General features: G+C 41.3%; 16 protein-coding genes. 9 read left to right on the top strand and 7 right to left on the bottom strand.

Annotated elements, in window-relative coordinates:
* Positions 1 to 35 precede the first annotated feature (35 nt).
* On the top strand, positions 36 to 758 hold the full coding sequence (locus DFP80_RS12410) for an RNA methyltransferase (protein ID WP_113917125.1): 723 nt from the start codon (positions 36 to 38) through the stop codon (positions 756 to 758).
* 113 nt (positions 759 to 871) lie between these two features.
* Here the strand turns inward: DFP80_RS12410 and gnd are convergent, their stop codons facing one another.
* Positions 872 to 2,395 (bottom strand): NADP-dependent phosphogluconate dehydrogenase, encoded by a 1,524-nt coding sequence (gene gnd / locus DFP80_RS12415; RefSeq protein ID WP_113917126.1) that lies wholly within the window; start codon positions 2,393 to 2,395, stop codon positions 872 to 874.
* A 506-nt stretch (positions 2,396 to 2,901) separates the two neighbouring features.
* On the opposite strand from gnd, the gene DFP80_RS12420 reads away from it, so the two are divergent.
* The 4 genes from DFP80_RS12420 (at position 2,902) to DFP80_RS12435 (ending at position 6,675) form a co-directional block, all read left to right on the top strand.
* Entirely contained in the window at positions 2,902 to 4,458 is a 1,557-nt protein-coding gene (locus DFP80_RS12420) for a phosphoenolpyruvate carboxykinase (RefSeq protein WP_113917127.1), read from the top strand.
* 109 nt (positions 4,459 to 4,567) lie between these two features.
* The gene (locus DFP80_RS12425; RefSeq protein ID WP_113917128.1) at positions 4,568 to 5,347 is read left to right on the top strand and encodes a TatD family hydrolase; all 780 of its coding nucleotides are present in this window, start codon (positions 4,568 to 4,570) and stop codon (positions 5,345 to 5,347) included.
* On the top strand, positions 5,344 to 6,222 hold the full coding sequence (locus tag DFP80_RS12430) for an SDR family oxidoreductase (protein WP_113917332.1): 879 nt from the start codon (positions 5,344 to 5,346) through the stop codon (positions 6,220 to 6,222). The genes DFP80_RS12425 and DFP80_RS12430 overlap by 4 nt, the downstream gene beginning before the upstream one ends.
* A gap of 36 nt (positions 6,223 to 6,258) precedes the next feature.
* Positions 6,259 to 6,675, top strand: coding sequence for a hypothetical protein (locus DFP80_RS12435; RefSeq protein ID WP_113917129.1), 417 nt, complete (start codon positions 6,259 to 6,261; stop codon positions 6,673 to 6,675).
* Positions 6,676 to 6,685: 10 nt separating this feature from the next.
* Here DFP80_RS12435 and DFP80_RS12440 read toward each other — a convergent pair whose 3' ends face one another.
* Entirely contained in the window at positions 6,686 to 7,564 is an 879-nt protein-coding gene (locus DFP80_RS12440) for a hypothetical protein (protein WP_113917130.1), read from the bottom strand.
* 33 nt (positions 7,565 to 7,597) lie between these two features.
* Positions 7,598 to 8,137, bottom strand: coding sequence for a YceI family protein (locus DFP80_RS12445; RefSeq protein WP_113917131.1), 540 nt, complete (start codon positions 8,135 to 8,137; stop codon positions 7,598 to 7,600).
* A 137-nt stretch (positions 8,138 to 8,274) separates the two neighbouring features.
* On the opposite strand from DFP80_RS12445, the gene DFP80_RS12450 reads away from it, so the two are divergent.
* On the top strand, positions 8,275 to 9,171 hold the full coding sequence (locus DFP80_RS12450; RefSeq protein ID WP_113917132.1) for a LysR family transcriptional regulator: 897 nt from the start codon (positions 8,275 to 8,277) through the stop codon (positions 9,169 to 9,171).
* 28 nt (positions 9,172 to 9,199) lie between these two features.
* Here DFP80_RS12450 and DFP80_RS12455 read toward each other — a convergent pair whose 3' ends face one another.
* From DFP80_RS12455 to DFP80_RS12465, 3 genes are all read right to left on the bottom strand, one after another.
* Complete coding sequence (locus tag DFP80_RS12455; RefSeq protein WP_113917133.1) at positions 9,200 to 11,116, bottom strand: beta-ketoacyl synthase; 1,917 nt, start codon at positions 11,114 to 11,116, stop codon at positions 9,200 to 9,202.
* Between the two features lie 158 nt (positions 11,117 to 11,274).
* On the bottom strand, positions 11,275 to 12,132 hold the full coding sequence (locus DFP80_RS12460) for a glucosaminidase domain-containing protein (RefSeq protein WP_113917134.1): 858 nt from the start codon (positions 12,130 to 12,132) through the stop codon (positions 11,275 to 11,277).
* A gap of 178 nt (positions 12,133 to 12,310) precedes the next feature.
* A complete protein-coding gene (locus DFP80_RS12465) occupies positions 12,311 to 13,282 on the bottom strand; it encodes a glutathione S-transferase family protein (protein WP_113917135.1) in 972 nt (323 codons plus the stop codon).
* A 110-nt stretch (positions 13,283 to 13,392) separates the two neighbouring features.
* On the opposite strand from DFP80_RS12465, the gene DFP80_RS12470 reads away from it, so the two are divergent.
* From DFP80_RS12470 to DFP80_RS12480, 3 genes are all read left to right on the top strand, one after another.
* Complete coding sequence (locus tag DFP80_RS12470; RefSeq protein WP_113917136.1) at positions 13,393 to 14,547, top strand: GGDEF domain-containing protein; 1,155 nt, start codon at positions 13,393 to 13,395, stop codon at positions 14,545 to 14,547.
* Positions 14,548 to 15,005: 458 nt separating this feature from the next.
* The gene (locus DFP80_RS12475) at positions 15,006 to 15,647 is read left to right on the top strand and encodes a TetR/AcrR family transcriptional regulator (protein ID WP_113917137.1); all 642 of its coding nucleotides are present in this window, start codon (positions 15,006 to 15,008) and stop codon (positions 15,645 to 15,647) included.
* A gap of 28 nt (positions 15,648 to 15,675) precedes the next feature.
* A complete protein-coding gene (locus DFP80_RS12480; RefSeq protein WP_113917138.1) occupies positions 15,676 to 16,296 on the top strand; it encodes a LysE family translocator in 621 nt (206 codons plus the stop codon).
* Between the two features lie 104 nt (positions 16,297 to 16,400).
* On the opposite strand, the gene upp is transcribed toward DFP80_RS12480, so the two are convergent.
* A complete protein-coding gene (gene upp / locus DFP80_RS12485; protein ID WP_113917139.1) occupies positions 16,401 to 17,057 on the bottom strand; it encodes a uracil phosphoribosyltransferase in 657 nt (218 codons plus the stop codon).
* Positions 17,058 to 17,123: the final 66 nt, after the last annotated feature.

Below are 17,123 nucleotides of genomic sequence, written 5' to 3' on the forward strand. Positions count from 1 at the left end.
TCATTGTTCGACTGCTACTATTGGTATCTCATAAAATGCAAAATAAAGTAAGAATTGTCCTTGTTAATACGTCGCATCCTGGCAACATCGGGGGGGCGGCTCGTGCAATGAAAAATATGGGATTAGCTGATCTGTATCTTGTTGCGCCTAAGCAATACCCAAGCGACGAAGCGGTGAGTCGAGCTTCTGGTGCGACCGATATTCTGGATAACGCTGTGGTTGTAGATACCTTAGAGGAAGCCCTAGCAGATTGTCAGCTAGTGATTGGTACCAGTGCCCGTGAGCGCAATATTCCTTGGCCTTTGGTTGATCCGAGAGAAGCGGCAGACTTGGTGTTTGATGAAGGTTTGGTGACGGCGTTTGTTTTTGGTCGAGAAGATAGAGGATTAACCAACGAAGAGCTGCAGCGCTGCAATTATCATGTGCATATTCCTTCTGTTGAAACCTTTAGCTCATTAAATTTAGGCGCCGCTGTTCAGGTTATTGCTTATGAGTTACGCATGAAGAGCTTATTGATGAAAGAAGCTCCTGTGGTTGCGAGTAAATGGGATGTGCCAGCGGCCAATGTTGAGCAGATCGATTATTTGCTTGAGCACCTAGAGAGCGTTTTGGTACAGACTGAGTTTCTTGATCCAGAAATGCCAATGCAAGTAATGACACGTTTTCGTCGTTTGTTTCAGCGTTCTCGATTGGATCAGCAGGAAGTGGGGATGTTGAGAGGGATGTTGACTTCTATGGAAAAGAAGATGAAATCATGACGACTGCGCTCGACAATACTTTGTTAAAGGCAGAGGCTAGCACCTTGTAAGTAGAAACAAAAAAACGCTGACTTATTACTAAGTCAGCGTTTTTTTGAGCTAAGTCGTTGGTCTTAAGCCTTGCGCTCAGGACGACCTTCTTCTTGCCAGTGAGTATGGAATTTCTGGCCTGGTTCTGCGTCTACACGTTCATAGGTATGAGCGCCAAAATAATCACGCTGCGCTTGTAGCAAGTTAGCTGGAAGTACTTCAGCGCGGTAGCCATCGAAGTAAGCCAATGCTGAGAAGAAAGATGGTGTTGGAATACCTGATTGCGCAGCAAGGACAACAGCTTTACGAAGACCAGCCTGCTTGCTTGCCATAGCATCAGCGAAGTAGTCGCTTAACAATAGATTTTCAAGAGCTGAATTTTCGACAAATGCATCGGCTATTTTCTGTAGGAAAGATGCTCGAATGATACAGCCACCACGCCAGATTTTAGCAATATCACTGAAGTTGAATTTCCAATCATATTCTTTTTCAGCGGCGCGCATTAGCTGGAAGCCTTGGGCGTAAGCACAAATTTTCGCGCAGTAAAGCGCGTCTTCTATCGCTTTCTCTACTTCTTCTGCTTCAACTTCGCCATTTTCTACATCAGCAACCAGTTTACTAGCTGCAAACTCTCGTTCGCCTGTTAGTGTGCTTAGAGCACGAGCATAAACGGATTCGCTAATGATGCCAGCTGGAACACCCATTTGTGTTGCACTAATAGACGTCCAACGACCAGTGCCTTTTTGGCCTGCGCTGTCTAGGATTATATCAACTAGCGGAGCGCCTGTTTTATGATCGTATTGCTGAAGAATGTCTGCTGAGATTTCAACAAGGTAGCTATTTAAAACGCCTTGATTCCATTTCTCAAACAACTTACCGATTTCTTCGGGTTCGTAACCGAGCAAAGAGCGTAATAGGTGGTAAGCTTCACAAATAAGCTGCATGTCAGCATATTCAATACCATTATGAACCATTTTTACGTAATGACCTGCGCCATTTGGCCCAAGATACGCGGTACAAGGTTCGCCTTCAATAACAGGCTTACCGGGTGTGTTACTAACAATCGGTTTGCCGTTCTCGTCTACTTTAGCGGAAACGGCTTCCCACATAGGTTGTAGATATTTCCAAGAGTCGGCATCACCGCCAGGCATAAGAGATGGGCCAAAACGAGCGCCCACTTCGCCACCAGAAACAGCGGTACCAAAGAATTTGAACTTTTCTTTGTATTCTGCTTCTCGGCGAATGGTATCTGTCCACTGACTGTTTCCGCAGTCAACTACGATGTCGTCAGCTTCCAAGCCAGCTTCAATTAAGCTGTTACATACCGCATCTACAGGGCTTCCTGCAGGAACCAACACCACAATGACGCGGGGTTTTACTAAGTTTGCAAGCATGTCTTCCATGCTGGAGCAGCCAATGATTCGTGCTTCTGTTGATGGATCTGGGCGTTCTGTTGCTTCTGTATCTAAAACGTCTTGTATTTTATGTGCGTCAAGATCAAAACCTGCAACTCGGTAGCCATGGTCGGCTAAATTTAAGGCCAAGTTCTTACCCATGACACCCAGGCCGACAAATCCAATATTGCAGTTCTGATTCGTTTTTAACATAAATATCGATCAACCTTTTGAACAATTGGGGAAATTGAAGAAAGAATCTTACCATGAAGCGCTATGATTCAGGACATACTAGAAGCAAGAAAATTTCAAATAATTGTGTTTTTTGGATGGTTTTTAATAGAAACCTTACATTTTAAGTGGCTTTTTATAAGAAAGTTGCAGCATGATAGTGAGTCTTTTTTAATGTATTGATAATCGGTCATAAGATTTCCATTTAGTAGAAAGTCTACAAAAAAGAAAGAAAACTACATAAAAATGGTGTTGATCAGAGTGATCTATCGTTAAAACTGAATTTCACGAGGCGATTTATTGAATAAAAAGCTTATTAATCATGGCTTTAGTTAATATTGTAAAGTTTCAAAAATGTAATAAAATAACATATTGTTATAACAATATTTTTTCTTAGATTGTTTTGTTACTATCCTTTTCACAGAAAAAAACTTCGCATAATAATAAAAATGACCAGACAATCTTTATAGTTCAGAGGATTTAGCAACATGAACTCCGCATCAGACGTAACTACTATTCATACAAATTTAACTACGCCACAGTTGGTTGAAAAAGCCTTGCAGAATGGCGAAGGGGTTCTTGCCGATAATGGCGCGCTTGTTGTTGAGACTGGCGCTCGTACCGGTCGTTCACCTATGGATCGCTTCATCGTGGAAGAAGCGTCCAGCAAAGATAATATCCATTGGGGTCCTGTAAACCGTGCGTTTCCTGAAGCAAAATTTGCTCCGCTTTGGGATCGAGTAGCGGCGTATCTTGATGGTAAAGAATCGTTTGTATCTAACATTCATGTCGGTGCGGGAGATGAATATTATTTACCAGTGATTATGCGCACTGAAACAGCTTGGCATCAGTTGTTTGGTCGTAACCTGTTTATTCGTCCTGATACTTACAATCCGTCAGGTAAAGGTGAGTGGCAAATTTTGAACGCACCGGATTTTGTTTGTGAGCCAGAGCGTGATGGCACCAATTCTGATGGTTGTGTGATTCTAAATTTTGCAGAGCGTAAGGTGCTGATCGCGGGTATGCGTTACGCTGGTGAAATGAAGAAGGCTATGTTCTCAGTGCAAAACTATTTGTTGCCTGCTCATGATGTATTGCCAATGCACTGCGCTGCTAATGTTGGTACTGAAGAAGATGTCACTTTGTTCTTTGGTTTGTCTGGTACTGGTAAAACGACCTTGTCAGCTGACCCTGAGCGTTTTTTGATCGGTGATGATGAGCATGGTTGGGGTAAAGACACAGTTTTCAATATTGAAGGCGGCTGTTATGCAAAAACGATTGACCTTTCTCAAAAGAATGAGCCGATTATTTGGGATGCTATCAAATTCGGCACTATCGTTGAAAACGTTGTTTTAGATCCTGAAACACGTGTTGCAGATTATGCCGATACGTCTTTAACTCAGAATGGTCGAGCTGGTTACCCTCGTGAGCATATCGAAAAACGTGCGGCTGGTAATCGTGCCGGTGAACCTAATGCCATTATCTTTTTAACATGTGATTTGACAGGTGTTCTTCCTCCAGTTTCTATCTTGACGAAAGAAGCCGCTGCTTATCACTTTTTGAGTGGCTATACCGCGCTAGTTGGTTCAACTGAAATGGGAGCTGGTACTGGTATCAAATCAACTTTCTCTACTTGTTTTGGTGCGCCTTTCTTCCCACGCTCTGCTGATGTGTATGCAGATTTATTGATTAAACGTATCGAAGAGTTTGGTAGTAAAGTCTATTTAGTGAATACTGGTTGGACTGGCGGTGCTCATGGCCAAGGTGGTAAGCGCTTTAGCATTCCAACGACTCGTGCGGTAATTTCAGCGATTCAATCTGGCGTGTTGGCGAATGCAGAGACGGAGCATTTGGACGATGTGAACTTGGATGTTCCAACTCAAGTTCCTGGCGTTGATAGTGTTTTATTGAACCCTCGTAAAACTTGGTCTGATCAGGACGCTTATGTGGCACAGGCAAAAAACTTAATCTCTCAATTTGTTGAGAACTTTAAGAAATTCGACACAGTGTCTGACACTATTGTGAAAGCTGGTCCATCTCTATAAACTAATCATTTAGAGTGTCTTCTAAAAAGCCGTGCATTTTGCGCGGCTTTTTTGTTTTTAATGATTTATGCGCTAACACTTGGTCTTTAAATCCTGTAATCTTTTGTATATGTTTATTGATAGCCATTGTCATTTGGATTTTGATGTGTTTGACGAGCAGCGTGACTCGTTAATGTTGCGTTGTTTAGAGAATAAGGTGGGTGGCTTTTTAGTGCCAGCGACGACCTTTGCTAGTTGGCCAAAATTAGCGAAACTGCTTAAACGTTATCCTGAATGGCGTGCCGCTTATGGTTTACACCCTTATTTTTTGGCTGAAGCCTCTTTTGATCAAATCGATTCTCTTGGTGAGCAGTGTGATGCCCAACGGGTGGTCGCTGTGGGGGAAATAGGGTTGGATTATTGGCCTGATGCTGTTGATATGAAGATTCAGTTGGATTTTTTTTCTCGTCAGCTTAAGGTTGCTAATTCATTGAAGTTACCTGTTATTCTGCACGCTAGAAAAAGTTATGATTTGGTGTTTAAGTGCCTACGTGAAGCTGGCTTTAATGGGGGCGGCGTTGTTCATGCATTTAATGGCAGTATTGAGCAAGCTAAACGATTTATAGATTTGGGGTTTGTGTTGGGGATAGGTGGTACCGTGACGTACCCGAGGGCGAAAAAAGCTCATAGGGTATTGGCGTCGCTCAGTGATACCGTGTTTGTTCTTGAAACAGATTCACCTGATATGCCTCTTTATGGTTTTCAAGGGCAAAATAATACGCCACTTTCCATCCCTCTTATTGCGCATGCTATTGCCGCTATAAGGGGAGAAAGCGTAGAGCGCGTAGCAGTACAGACATATGATAATCTACTAGGGGTTTTTCCTAAGTGGAACGAGGACTTGATTTGAATAATACACAAGATATTAATGCCCCTATTCGTGTTCTTCTTTTGGGAAGTGGAACTGAAGTAGGGTCGTCTTTATTGCTTCTTTCTAAAGAGAAAACTGAATTTGAATGGTTATGTCCAGATGAGTCGTTGCTGTTAGATGTCGGAAGGAGAGCAGAATTAGATGCCATGCAGTTCGACGTTGTTATTGATGCGTTAAGTTTACGTTATGCGTTACAAAGTGATTATGGGAAGTTTCAGTCGGCTTTGCGGTATTTGAGCGAACAAGCTAGCGCGCCATTAGTTATGATCAGTAGCGCCAGAGTGTTTTCTGGGAGCAAAGGTGCTGCTTATGCTGAAACGGATGTCCCAGATAGCTCTGAACCTTATGCGAAGTCTTTGATTGAGGCAGAGTCAATCGTATTGAATAATCCTAATAACATTGTCTTGCGCACTGGTTGGTTATTCAGTGGCAAAGGGGATGACTTCGTTTGTAGGACGCTTGGTTTGATTCAAGATGGCGTAAATCTTGCTTACAAGGATGATTTGATTGGCAGCCCGACCCCGGTATCTGATTTGGTGCGAGTGATTTTGTCTATGGTGAATCAAGGGCATTACGGCGCGCAAAATAAAGGTGTTTATCATTATTGTTGTGCGGAAGAGATTAGCTGGATTCGCTTGGTGGAGGCAATAGTCGCAACTTCTAGTCAGTTTGACCCTAAAGCCCAAGTTGAGGTTGAAGCGATTGGCGACTCGTTTCCAGAAGTTCAGGAGACCTCTGCTATGCAGCGGCAGTCATTATCTTGTCGGAAGATATTTAATCATTTTGGGATAAAGCAGCGTCCATGGCGTTCAAAATTAAGAGGTTTGGTGAAAGAGTTATATCAAGCCAATTAGTGACCAATGTTTGGTTGAGAATGAATAGGGGGTGATGTGTACAAGATAAATCATAAAGCCGTCGTGTTGGCTTTTGTTTTTCAAATTATTGCTGGAGTGGCTTGGTATGCTTCTACACCCTTGTCATTTTTAGGGCGCTCTGCTTTAGAGGATATGGTTAAGCAGCCTACTGCCGGTGTGGTTTTATTGTTTGCATTATCGTCTTTTGTGTATTTATATTTTACGGCTTGGCTTTTTGTTAGGATTAAGGGCTTATCTGGCTTTGGACGGTTCTTTTTAGTTATAGGAATATGGCTATTTATTGTTGTGCCTAACCAGGTTTTTGTTTTTATTAACCTTCACTTGAGCGAAACAGACATTTTATATCTACTGTCATACGGTGCTGCGAGTAGCACCATAGCTGCGATTATATTACCGCTATGGCGCTCACCTAGGTCAATCTTTAAGGATTAGAGATTCCATCTTAATATAAACTACTTTCTGGCCAAACTAGCCATAAGCTCAATCCGCTTATTAGAGCGCAGGTTATAATTTGGACGATAATAATATAAATACTTTGTTTATTGTTCAGTTTGTTTCCTAGTGCTGTAGCTAAAGGCGTTATAAAGCAGCTTGCCGTAAGCATTAGCGTAACGTTTAATGGTATGTCAGCGAGAATGTGACTTTGGCTAATAAGTCCACTAAAGATCAAAAATGCCGGGATACTTGAGTGGTTTTTTTTAGTTTTTATTAGGTAGCTGATAATCACGTAACCAAATAGTGCTGCTCCCAATGCGCCTAATAATTGTCCTATCAGTAAGCTTCCTCCAATTGAGATAACCGGTGCTGCTGCACCTGCCGAAATCATTAACCCTACTGGCAGAAGCTGCGGTGAAATAATGTTCTCGTTGTCTGTATCTAATTCAACTATGTCTTGTGTTTTTAGATGGTTAATAAGCAGGTATATCAGCGTGACAAATGCGCACCCAGCTGCCCAGCTCAGACTAATGATAAAACCTGAGTGTTTTAATACAGGGTTTAGTAAAAAATAAAATGATAAACCAAAGAGAGCAAAGCATACGCTTAAACGAAGTGTTGGTGATTTAATTAGGGTTAGACAATATAGTGAAGCTATGCCTATTAGTACTGTTACGGTGTAATAATCAATTGCTTGCTTTGGTGGGAAGCTCAAGCCTGAGTGAATCAGGCTGAGCCCGACAATAAAGCCGCCAAGGTAACCAAGATAAGGTGATGCACGTAACAATTTGCCAGCAACAATGCTGACTATTAGTGCGGCGAGAAAGGGGTAAACTGCCGTATGTAATAGCATTAAAATAGTAGAGTTACTGGCTTCTTCGTACATGATCGCTTTCCTTGGTGCTTTTTTCTAAATTGATTACTGGCGAATGCCTTCTACGTAAACTTCAATTTCTGTTTTATTTGTTACGCCAGGGATAAAATAAGACACACCAAAATCGCTACGCTGAATGACGGTTTTTGCTTCAAAGCCTGCGCGGTATCCGCCCCAAGGGTCTTTACTTTCCCCAATTTTCTTAACGTCGAAGCTAACTGGCTTTGTTGTGCCATGTATTGTTAGCTCACCTGTTAACGTGTTGCCATCAAACTTGGTGCTGTTGAAGGTCAATGTTGGGAATTGTTTAACATCTAAAAAATCAGGGCTGCGAAGATGTTTGTCTCGAGCTTCGTGATTAGTGTCGATACTGTCTGCTTTTATTGTTAAGGATGCGCTACCTGATTTTCCATCCTCTGGGTATTCAAAGCTGCCTTCGAATTCATTGAAACGGCCAACGGTTGTACTAACTCCTAGATGACCGACTTTAAATACAACCCCTGAATGGGCTGGATCAATTTTGTAATCTGCTGCCATCGTTAGGCTTGATGTAAGTACTAATGCGCTGATAGTAACTGCTTTCATTTTGCATTCCTCTATTTAGACTCAAGATGCGTGTAGTTTAAATTGTTTCTTTTAATAAATAATCAGCCTAAAAAACAATTCAATATTCACTAAAAAGAAATGATAATAAGGGAACTTTTTATTTTTTAGGTGAGTGGATGGATAAATTGCAAGCCATGAAAGTATTTTGCCGTGTTTATGAGGCAGAGAGCTTTAAATTAGCCAGTGACTCTTTGGGGATCTCTCGTCCTATGGTGACGCGTTATATAAATTTCATCGAGGAAGAGTTGGGTACTAAACTCTTACAGCGAAATACTCGCAATATTAGTATTAGTCATGCTGGTCGTAAGTATTATCAGCATTGTGTAGCGATACTTGATGCGATTGAGGAAGCTGAAGGCGAAATAGGTGATTTAACACAAAAACCAAAAGGACTGTTGAAAATAAGCGTGCCAATGGACTTTGGCTTATCTCATATTGTTCCTTTATTGGACAGTTTCAGTCGCTTATACCCTCAAATTGAACTGGATGTTGACTTTAGTGATAAGCGTGTTGATATGACTGAATCTGGTGTGGATATAGCCATTCGAGGTGGTGATTTAGGTGGGGATCAATTTGTAGCACGACCTTTGTGTTATTCCAGAGGGTTTGTTTGTGCCTCTGCGGAGTACATTTCTAAATACGGTGAGCCAGACAGTGTCGAGGACTTAGAAAATCACTCATGTCTTTTATACAGTAATGCTTTAACGCCAAATCGTTGGTCATTGACGGATGAAGAGAATGTTGTCCGAACTGTGTCTATTTCTGGTGCTTTTACCGCAAACAATGGCGGAGCACTTACTCGATTTGCTTTGGCAGGAGTGGGTGTAATTTATCAGCCTGACTTCTTGGTCGCTAAATACATTAAGTCGGGTGAGTTAATTCAGTTGTTATCTAAATATAAGGGTTATGAAATAGGCTTTTATGCTATTTACCCACAAAGAAAATTGATGCCTAGGAAAACTCGGTTATTACTAGATTTTTTACAAGAGAAATTAGCTAATACACAGTTTTAACGTGTGTATTAGCCAGTCTTTTCTGTCTTTATTTTAAGTCGCTAAATTCATTGTCTACGGTAAGGTTAACGGGTAAGTCGTAACCAGGTAAACGGATTTCTTGATCGCTGATATCAAGTTCTTCGCCACCTAATACGTTAAAGCCAAATTTATAAATAGGGAGAGCAGCGCCGCGAATTGCAGATTGGTTGTATTCTTCAGCAGCGGCAACAACATCAGCGTTTTTCGTTTGATAATGACTCATTTGCTCTGCACTATAACGCTTGTTCAGCATCTTCATAGTTTGGTGTGGTGATAGTAAAACCGCCGTTGCATTGTTCCCACCAAAACCTTTTGAGTTTAGCAGTGCCGCAGAAAAATAGTCTTTTCCGTAGGCTTCGTGTTTGAGCTGGAACTTTAGACCTTCTTGATAAACGTCATCGGCAACAGCGTGTGACGTTGTGATTCCAGGAAGAATACCATCTTTCCAAACTCCCAAGGATAAGTGAAGCTGGTCACCGCCTGCTGTGCCTTGAGAGTGCCCAAGGAAAGCTTTCATGGCTACTACCGGTATCTCTTTTGCGCCAAAGCTTGTCGCAGCTTTGCTTAAAACATGGGATTCGGTAATACGGTTTTGAGGGGTACTAGTACCATGGGCTTGAATAAAAGTGCGCTGTGTTAAGCCATCATTACCTATAATATTTTGTAGGTAAGCCATGGCCTTACTCATGGTTAAATAGTTACCTATTCCTGGAGCCGAGATGGATTTTTTATGTCCGTCTGCATGAGAGAACACGGCAGGAATGGCACCGAATATTTCGGCTCCTAGTTCAATCGCAAGTTCATCATCCATCAGAAGAGTCCATTGGCTAGATTCACCAATGGTAAAACCACAGTTTTGGGCAAATGGCCGGCAACTACGAGTGTGGTCTGGCTCTTCTTGGTTTTTGATTTGGTCAAGGGCGAGTAAGGCGCTATCTTCAGCCAATGCCCCCATTGTTCTAAAACCTTCAATGATTTCAGGGGTGATTGGAGCGTCACTGCCGCCAACCATTGCCACTCGAAATTTTCCTGTTTTGATGCCATCAATGGCTTTTTCTAGATTGAAAAAGTACGTCGCACAGGCACCAATCGAGGTGCCGACATTACCAACGCTGCCTAAAATGTAAGCATTTACAAAGTCTGCTGGCATTTGTGCATAGCCAAGAGGTAAGTGCTTTGATGTCGTACGTTTCCCCATTAGAGCGGATTTGAGCATACCGCCAAAGCCTAAGTCATCCATTTGACCAATTGAGTTGGCTGCATAAACAGCCATTTGATCGGGCGCGACTTTACTGCGAATTTTTTCCCAATCAATGCCGCTACTTTTAATAGCATCAGAGGCGCCATAAACTGTCATTTGCAAGCCACGAGGGTGGTTTCGACTTTGGTATAGCTTGGATGGGTCGAAGCCGGTAGGTAGTTGTCCTGCTGCTTTGACGGATAGTGGGCGAGTGTCTTTTATGAAGGTTTCTAAATTACCATCCACCACTACGTTACTTAGGGTGTCTGAAAGCTCGCTTACTTGCCAGTTTGTTGGTCGATCTTTTGGAAGAGAGCGTGTTTTTATTGTGAAGCTGAGCTTTTCTTCGTTTTCGTTTGACTGCAATGTTGTCGATTTATGTAAAACAACATGATCAACGTCAAATAAACTCGGATGGATACGGCGAATCAAGGTGCGAGCAAGAAGGGACTCTCCAATACTGTCGACCAGTGCTGCGGCATCTAAAGCTTCCCCACTATCTGTGTACCAGAGGCCGTTTTTATGTTCAGCCATATTTGTAATAGTGGCAAGATCGAGTAAAACATCCTGCTGGATTGCGTTTGGAAGAAGATCAAAGACAATACGGCGATATGCTTGATGTGAAGAAGTACGACCAGCCGAATTGATTCCGCCAAAGCCAACAATAACAGGTAAACGGGCCAATTGAATTTCCTCGTTTGATGAGTGGGTGAAATATTACGGTATTGTAATGAAGGGGTGGACGCTTAGCCACCCCACATAAAGTAATTTCGTAACAATAAATTGCATTTTATTACATTTATCTTGGTTTGAGTTTGGAAAATGGCTCTTGCATATTATGCCTAGGGCGCAGCTTGAGATCGGTTGAACCGCCATAGTTTGTTGTAATTGATTAAGCTTTCAATTTCTTCTATGTAAGCTTGACCACGTTCGGAATAGTGTTCTAAACCATGAGCAAGTGCTATACCGGTAATGATTTCTTTATTTCGACGCAATTGAGCGCGAGAGGCTCTTAGTTTCTTGTATGCGGCATTGGTATTTAAATTGTCAATGTAGGCGAAAACAGACTCTCGGGCATCATTGAATTTTCGTACTTCATGATCTGCATCTTCGTTTCTGGATTCTGGAACGAGGCCACAGCCCTTTCTAAAACACCACTGACCAAAATAGTTATTACCTTGGGTGGCGAATCGAGATGTTCCCCATGCCGATTCATTCGCTGCTTGTGCCAAGACAAGCGATGCAGGAATGATGTCTAAACGATTAAGAAGTGTTTTTATGTCGTTTTTTGAGTAGCTTTCAAGTGTTTTAAGCTTGTGGTTTTGTCGAAGCGTTGAAATCCATTTTTTATTTTTTATTGAAAGTTTTTTATTGCTAGTAAGTAAAGCATTCAAACGTTCACGATCTTTTAAAATGAGGCTGTTTTTTTCATTGATAAAAGGAGTAAGGTAATTGAAGAAGGATTTTTTACGCTCTTTTACATCGGTTATTGCTGCAAAATCAGGGCGCTCTTTTTGAATAGGATGCGATTTAAAGTAGCTCTTTTCATCCGGTGTGGCTTCGCCTGACTCTTCCTGAGGAGTGTTGTTTTCCGATATTTCATCCTGAGTATCATTCAGATCATTGTGAAATGGACCAACTTTTATCCATAGAATAAATATTAGTGTAAAAGAGATAATCCAAAGTATTTTCTTTTCCATAAAAACCACAAGTCTCAAGTATTTATATTTTTAGTCGGCACTGGGTTCAAAGTGATCGCTAACTAAGGGAGTATAGACAAAAAAGTGGCCCCATTATCCTTAAAATCGACTCACTTTAATAGACTTTAGCTCAGGCTTCTTGAATTTGCCTTAATTCCTTTTTTTAGTTAATTGATGTTTAAGGGAATAGTTTAGTTGGGCCTAAGGGAACAATTTGAGTTGGGTTAATTGTTTTGTGACTGTAGTAATAATGTCGCTTGATATGCTGTAAATTGACTGTGCTAGCAATATTCGGGGTGTCGAAGAGTCGCTTCAAATAAGCGTTAAGGTTTGGGTAGTCTAAAATGCGTTTTAGGTTACACTTAAAATGCCCAAAGTAGACGGCGTCAAAACGAATAAGGGTTGTGAAAAGTCGCCAGTCTGCTTCTGTTTGTTCTTTTCCCAATAAATAAGTACGAGTTGTTAACCTTTCTTCTAAAAAATTCAATGTATCAAAAAGCGGCGTGAGCGCCTCCTCATAAGCTCTTTGGGTTGTTGCAAAACCGCATTTATAGACACCATTGTTTAGCGTGTTATAGATACGTTCATTTAGTAGGTCAATCTCATTGGCTTTGCTCTCTGGGTAGAAATCTAACGTATTTCCTGTCATATCATCAAATGCGCGATTGAAAATACGGATTATTTCTGATGATTCGTTAGATACAATGGTTTGGCGCTTTTTGTCCCATAAAATAGGTACAGTCACTCTACCGCTGTAATTTGGCTTGGCTTTTGTGTACAACTGATAGGCAAAATTGAACTGATGTAATGGATCGCCAATGTCAATATTCGAATCATTAAAGTTGTCATCTTGCTTGAATTCCCAGCCATTCTCTAGCATGTCTGGATGTACGCAGCTAATGCTTATAATCTCTTCTAGTTGTTTTAACTTAATAAAAACCAGCGCCCTGTGGGCCCATGGACAGGCAAGTGAAACATACAGATGATAACGACCAGCTTGGGCGGGGAAATGACTTGAGTTATTTGATTGGTATTCACTGTCTGGGTAGATCCAGTTCCTGAATTTTGACTCGCTGCGAACAAATTCTCCTTTGCTTGCTTTGGTGTCATACCACTTATCGACCCACTGACCCTTTACAAGTAATCCCATGGTTTTTTCCTCTAATGTAAGTTCTACATTATTATTAATGAAATTGAATCGTTTTCGGGGCAATATATTGGTCGTATTTAATCGAATGATTCGATGGGTTTGATATTTTTATGTCTGAACGTTTAAGTTCATTGTTAGTTCCTTGCTTCATTTTGCTAGTGAGTGTTTATGCTAGTTTGTATGTTGGCCTATTGCCACCCTTGTGGTTCAGCTTGCTGCCATTGCTTCCCTTTATCTTTGCCGGTGTCGCTCTTTTACTGGCGTGGCATTTTAACAAAGGCCGAGTGCTGATTCTTGTTTTGTTGTTGCTGGTCCCAAAGCTTTATGGCGACTCTGATCAAGCGGCATCATTGACAGCATATTTGGTGGTTTCTTGTTTTTGTATTGCTTTATTGGGATTTGTACCTGAGCGAGGCTTTTTTAATCGCTTTGCGGTGAATCGTATTTTATTTGTTCTAATGTTGGTTAGCTGGTGTTATGCCATTGAAAGAAATTGGGTGTCTTTTGCATTCTTAGATTATGCTTTTTTCGCTACCAGTGTGAGTTGGTCTACGGTTTTATTGTGGTGTGTTTTATTTATCAGCACGTTGGCAATTGGCCTAGCTTGGTGGTTAAGCGGTGATACGTTCCGATCAAGTGGTCTGATTAGTATTGTTAGTTTGTTGATTGTCAGTCATTTTGTTTCCTCTGACATACAGTTTGATGCTTTGTTATCAGCGCAATTTTTGTTGTGGATTTGGTTTTTATTAATGGAAAGTCATCGAATGGCGTATTTAGATGATATGACCAAATTGCCAGGCCGGCGGGCCTTGAATGAGCAGCTTGTTGGGCTGTCAAAACATTATGCAATAGCCATGGTTGATGTTGATCACTTCAAAAAATTTAATGACACTTATGGTCATGATATGGGTGATAAAGTACTTAAGAGTGTTGCTTTTCAGCTGAAGCAATTCTCCAGTCCCGGAAAAGCGTTTCGTTTTGGCGGTGAGGAATTCACCATAGTATTTCGACGGAAGCGTCTTGAGGATGTTGAAGATGTTTTAGAGGTCATTCGTGAGAGCATTGAATCCGCTTTGGTTGAGGTGTTTGATCCGAAAAAGAAGCAAGAAATAGCGGTGAATGTAACGGCTAGTGTTGGTGTGGCTTTTGCTGCTAGCGGTGAGTCTCCGGATTCTGTCTTAAAAAGGGCTGATGAGGCCTTATATCAGTCTAAGAAGAAAGGAAGAAACCGCGTTTCTAAGTCTCCATCCCCTAAAAATATTTAAATTATAAAAAAAACTGACCGATCGATCAGTTTTTTTGCTCTCATCTATTGCACTGCTGATTCACCTGTCTATAATCTGTTTCTAGATTACATCAATGATTGTATTCGCTTGTTAAAAAGCGGTAGGGTCTTTTCTGTTTATTGATTTAGTAAACATTGTGGTGCGTATTAAGTTATCGCCGCCGTACAAGAACATTGAGTTCCGTAATTACTAGAATTACGTCTCGATCACAGCGCCAACGTGGTGTAGCAGTTAGCCTAATGACGAATGCCTATAGTCATTAACGTCTCTGCTACGAGGGGAAATGGGGAGCTTCGGCTCCCTTTTTTTATGCGATTTTTTCTTATTTCTTCGTGCCGATTCTAAAGAATGTTATTCTTCAAGAATATCGCGCAGGATGGTAAGTCGATATAACAAATACTCCCCTTTAGTCATATTGTGATCAGCGAGGCTATTTCTTGAGCGAAGTTAAACGACCAAAAGATCAATTGAAAGCGCATATCCGTGCTCAGAACCAAACTCTTATTTTAGAAACATCGGAGCGAGTGTTTGCTCGGCAAGGTTTAGCTAAAACCACGACACAGATGATTGCCGATGAAGCCGGTCTACCAAAGGCTAATGTTCATTACTATTATCGTTCTAAAAAAGACCTTTTGGAGGCTGTGTTGGAGCGTATCCTTCGTCTTTGGTTAGATTCCGTCAGCGAATTTAATGTAGAAGAAGGTCCTAGGCATAATCTAACGCGCTACATCAGTGAAAAAATAGACCAATCTCGCACTAATAAGAATGCCTCAAAGATTTTTGCGATGGCGTTAATTGGTGAAGAGTCTTTTGTCTTAGATTATCTTAGAAGCTTGTTCGTGACTGAGTTGAGTCGCGAAAAAGCAACAATTCAAATCTGGGTGGATCAAGGGCTAATGCAGCCTGTTTCAACCGAACATCTCTTTATTAGTATTTGGGCAATGACTCAGACTTATGCAGATTTTGATGCACAAGTTAAAATCATGTTGCAGAAAGATAACTTAGAAGAAATCGACTACGAAGACGCTAAGCTATTCATTACCCGCATGGTGTTAGCTGGCTGTGGTGTTACAGAGTAATAGTTGTCAATTATATAGAGGATTGAAGATGACATTAGAAAGCGGAATCACGTTTTTTGTCGCTATTTTTATTTTTAGTATTACGCCAGGTCCTGGGATTTTTGCTATTTTGGCAAGAAGTATTTCTAAAGGTGCTAGAGCGAGTTTTTCACTCAGCCTTGGTATGGTGATGAGCGATATAGTCTATTTAGTGATGGCGTGTTACGGCTTAGCAGCCATCGCATCCGCTTGGGAGGAGGTATTTCTTGCCATACGCTATGCTGGCGCTGCTTATCTAATTTATTTGGGGTGGAGGATGTGGATATCTCCAGTTTCTCCTATGTCTTCTGGTGATAATTTACAGGAAGCGAATAATGAAGTCGCAAGCTTTATTCAGGGCTTTATGATTTCTGCTTCTAATCCTAAAGTAATACTTTTCTATGTCGCTTTTTTGCCAACCTTTATGGATTTAACCGTTTTGAGTGCATCGGATATTGTATTGGCGTCATTTCTTACTTTTATTGCCTTATTAATGGGCTTGATGATGGTATCTGTTGGGGCATCTCAGGCGCGACGTTTTATGAAGTCAGAGCGTTCGATGAGAATCTTGAATAAAACGGCTGGTGGAATCATGGCAAGTGCAGGAGCGTTCTTGGCTTTTAAGAATTAGCTTTTAAAAATTAGTGCTTAAAATTGAGTGGCTGGTTTAGGCTATAAAAAGCCGCCTTTATGAGGCCTACTCATAAAGGCGGCTTTTTATTTACTTTTTAACGGTTAACGTGTGCCGTAGATACGGTCGCCAGCATCACCAACGCCTGGGCGAATGTAGGCATGCTCATCAAGGCCTTGATCAATTGAACCAATATACATGGCAACATCTGGGTGTGCTTCTTTAAACGCTTGAATACCTTCTGGTGCGGCAAATAGACAAATAAAGCGAATGTCTGCTGCGCCCATTTCTTTCATTTTGTCGATGGCCATAATTGCAGAGTTACCCGTTGCCAGCATTGGATCAACTACAATAATGGTTCGCTCATTTACTGAGTGTGGCATTTTCAAATAGTATTCAACTGGCTGCTTTGTTTCTGGATCACGATACAAGCCAACATGTCCAACTCGTGCACTAGGTGATAATTTTAGTACGCCTTCAGCAAGCCCATTACCCGCTCTCATGATGGTAACAATGCAAAGCTTCTTACCTTTTAGAACTGGGCACATCGCCTTTTCTAAAGGTGTTTCAACTTCAACATCGATTGTTTCTAGATCACGTGTCGCTTCGTAGCCAATTAGTGTGCCTAGCTCTTCTACTAGCATACGAAATTCACGGGTACTGGTATTTTTATCGCGAAGACTGGTTAATTTGTGTTTAACGAATGGGTGTTTAATCACAAATATATCGTTGTAAGCCTTAAGGAGTTCATCGCGGGTCATTAGCCTTTCCTTTTTTGTAACTCTGAGTCAAGAGTGTGAAATTGAGCAAATTATATCTTTATCATG

It is taken from the genome of Marinomonas rhizomae, from assembly GCF_003315485.1.
Taxonomy (GTDB): Bacteria; Pseudomonadota; Gammaproteobacteria; order Pseudomonadales; family Marinomonadaceae; genus Marinomonas; species Marinomonas rhizomae.

Bases quoted from the DNA above. Each gene is read 5' to 3' on its own strand.
- DFP80_RS12410 (WP_113917125.1), top strand. From the start codon at position 36: ATGCAAAATAAAGTAAGAATTGTCCTTGTTAATACGTCGCATCCTGGC.
- gnd (WP_113917126.1), bottom strand. From the start codon at position 2,395: ATGTTAAAAACGAATCAGAACTGCAATATTGGATTTGTCGGCCTGGGT.
- DFP80_RS12420 (WP_113917127.1), top strand. From the start codon at position 2,902: ATGAACTCCGCATCAGACGTAACTACTATTCATACAAATTTAACTACG.
- DFP80_RS12425 (WP_113917128.1), top strand. From the start codon at position 4,568: ATGTTTATTGATAGCCATTGTCATTTGGATTTTGATGTGTTTGACGAG.
- DFP80_RS12440 (WP_113917130.1), bottom strand. From the start codon at position 7,564: ATGTACGAAGAAGCCAGTAACTCTACTATTTTAATGCTATTACATACG.
- DFP80_RS12445 (WP_113917131.1), bottom strand. From the start codon at position 8,137: ATGAAAGCAGTTACTATCAGCGCATTAGTACTTACATCAAGCCTAACG.
- DFP80_RS12450 (WP_113917132.1), top strand. From the start codon at position 8,275: ATGGATAAATTGCAAGCCATGAAAGTATTTTGCCGTGTTTATGAGGCA.
- DFP80_RS12460 (WP_113917134.1), bottom strand. From the start codon at position 12,132: ATGGAAAAGAAAATACTTTGGATTATCTCTTTTACACTAATATTTATT.
- DFP80_RS12465 (WP_113917135.1), bottom strand. From the start codon at position 13,282: ATGGGATTACTTGTAAAGGGTCAGTGGGTCGATAAGTGGTATGACACC.
- DFP80_RS12470 (WP_113917136.1), top strand. From the start codon at position 13,393: ATGTCTGAACGTTTAAGTTCATTGTTAGTTCCTTGCTTCATTTTGCTA.
- DFP80_RS12480 (WP_113917138.1), top strand. From the start codon at position 15,676: ATGACATTAGAAAGCGGAATCACGTTTTTTGTCGCTATTTTTATTTTT.
- upp (WP_113917139.1), bottom strand. From the start codon at position 17,057: ATGACCCGCGATGAACTCCTTAAGGCTTACAACGATATATTTGTGATT.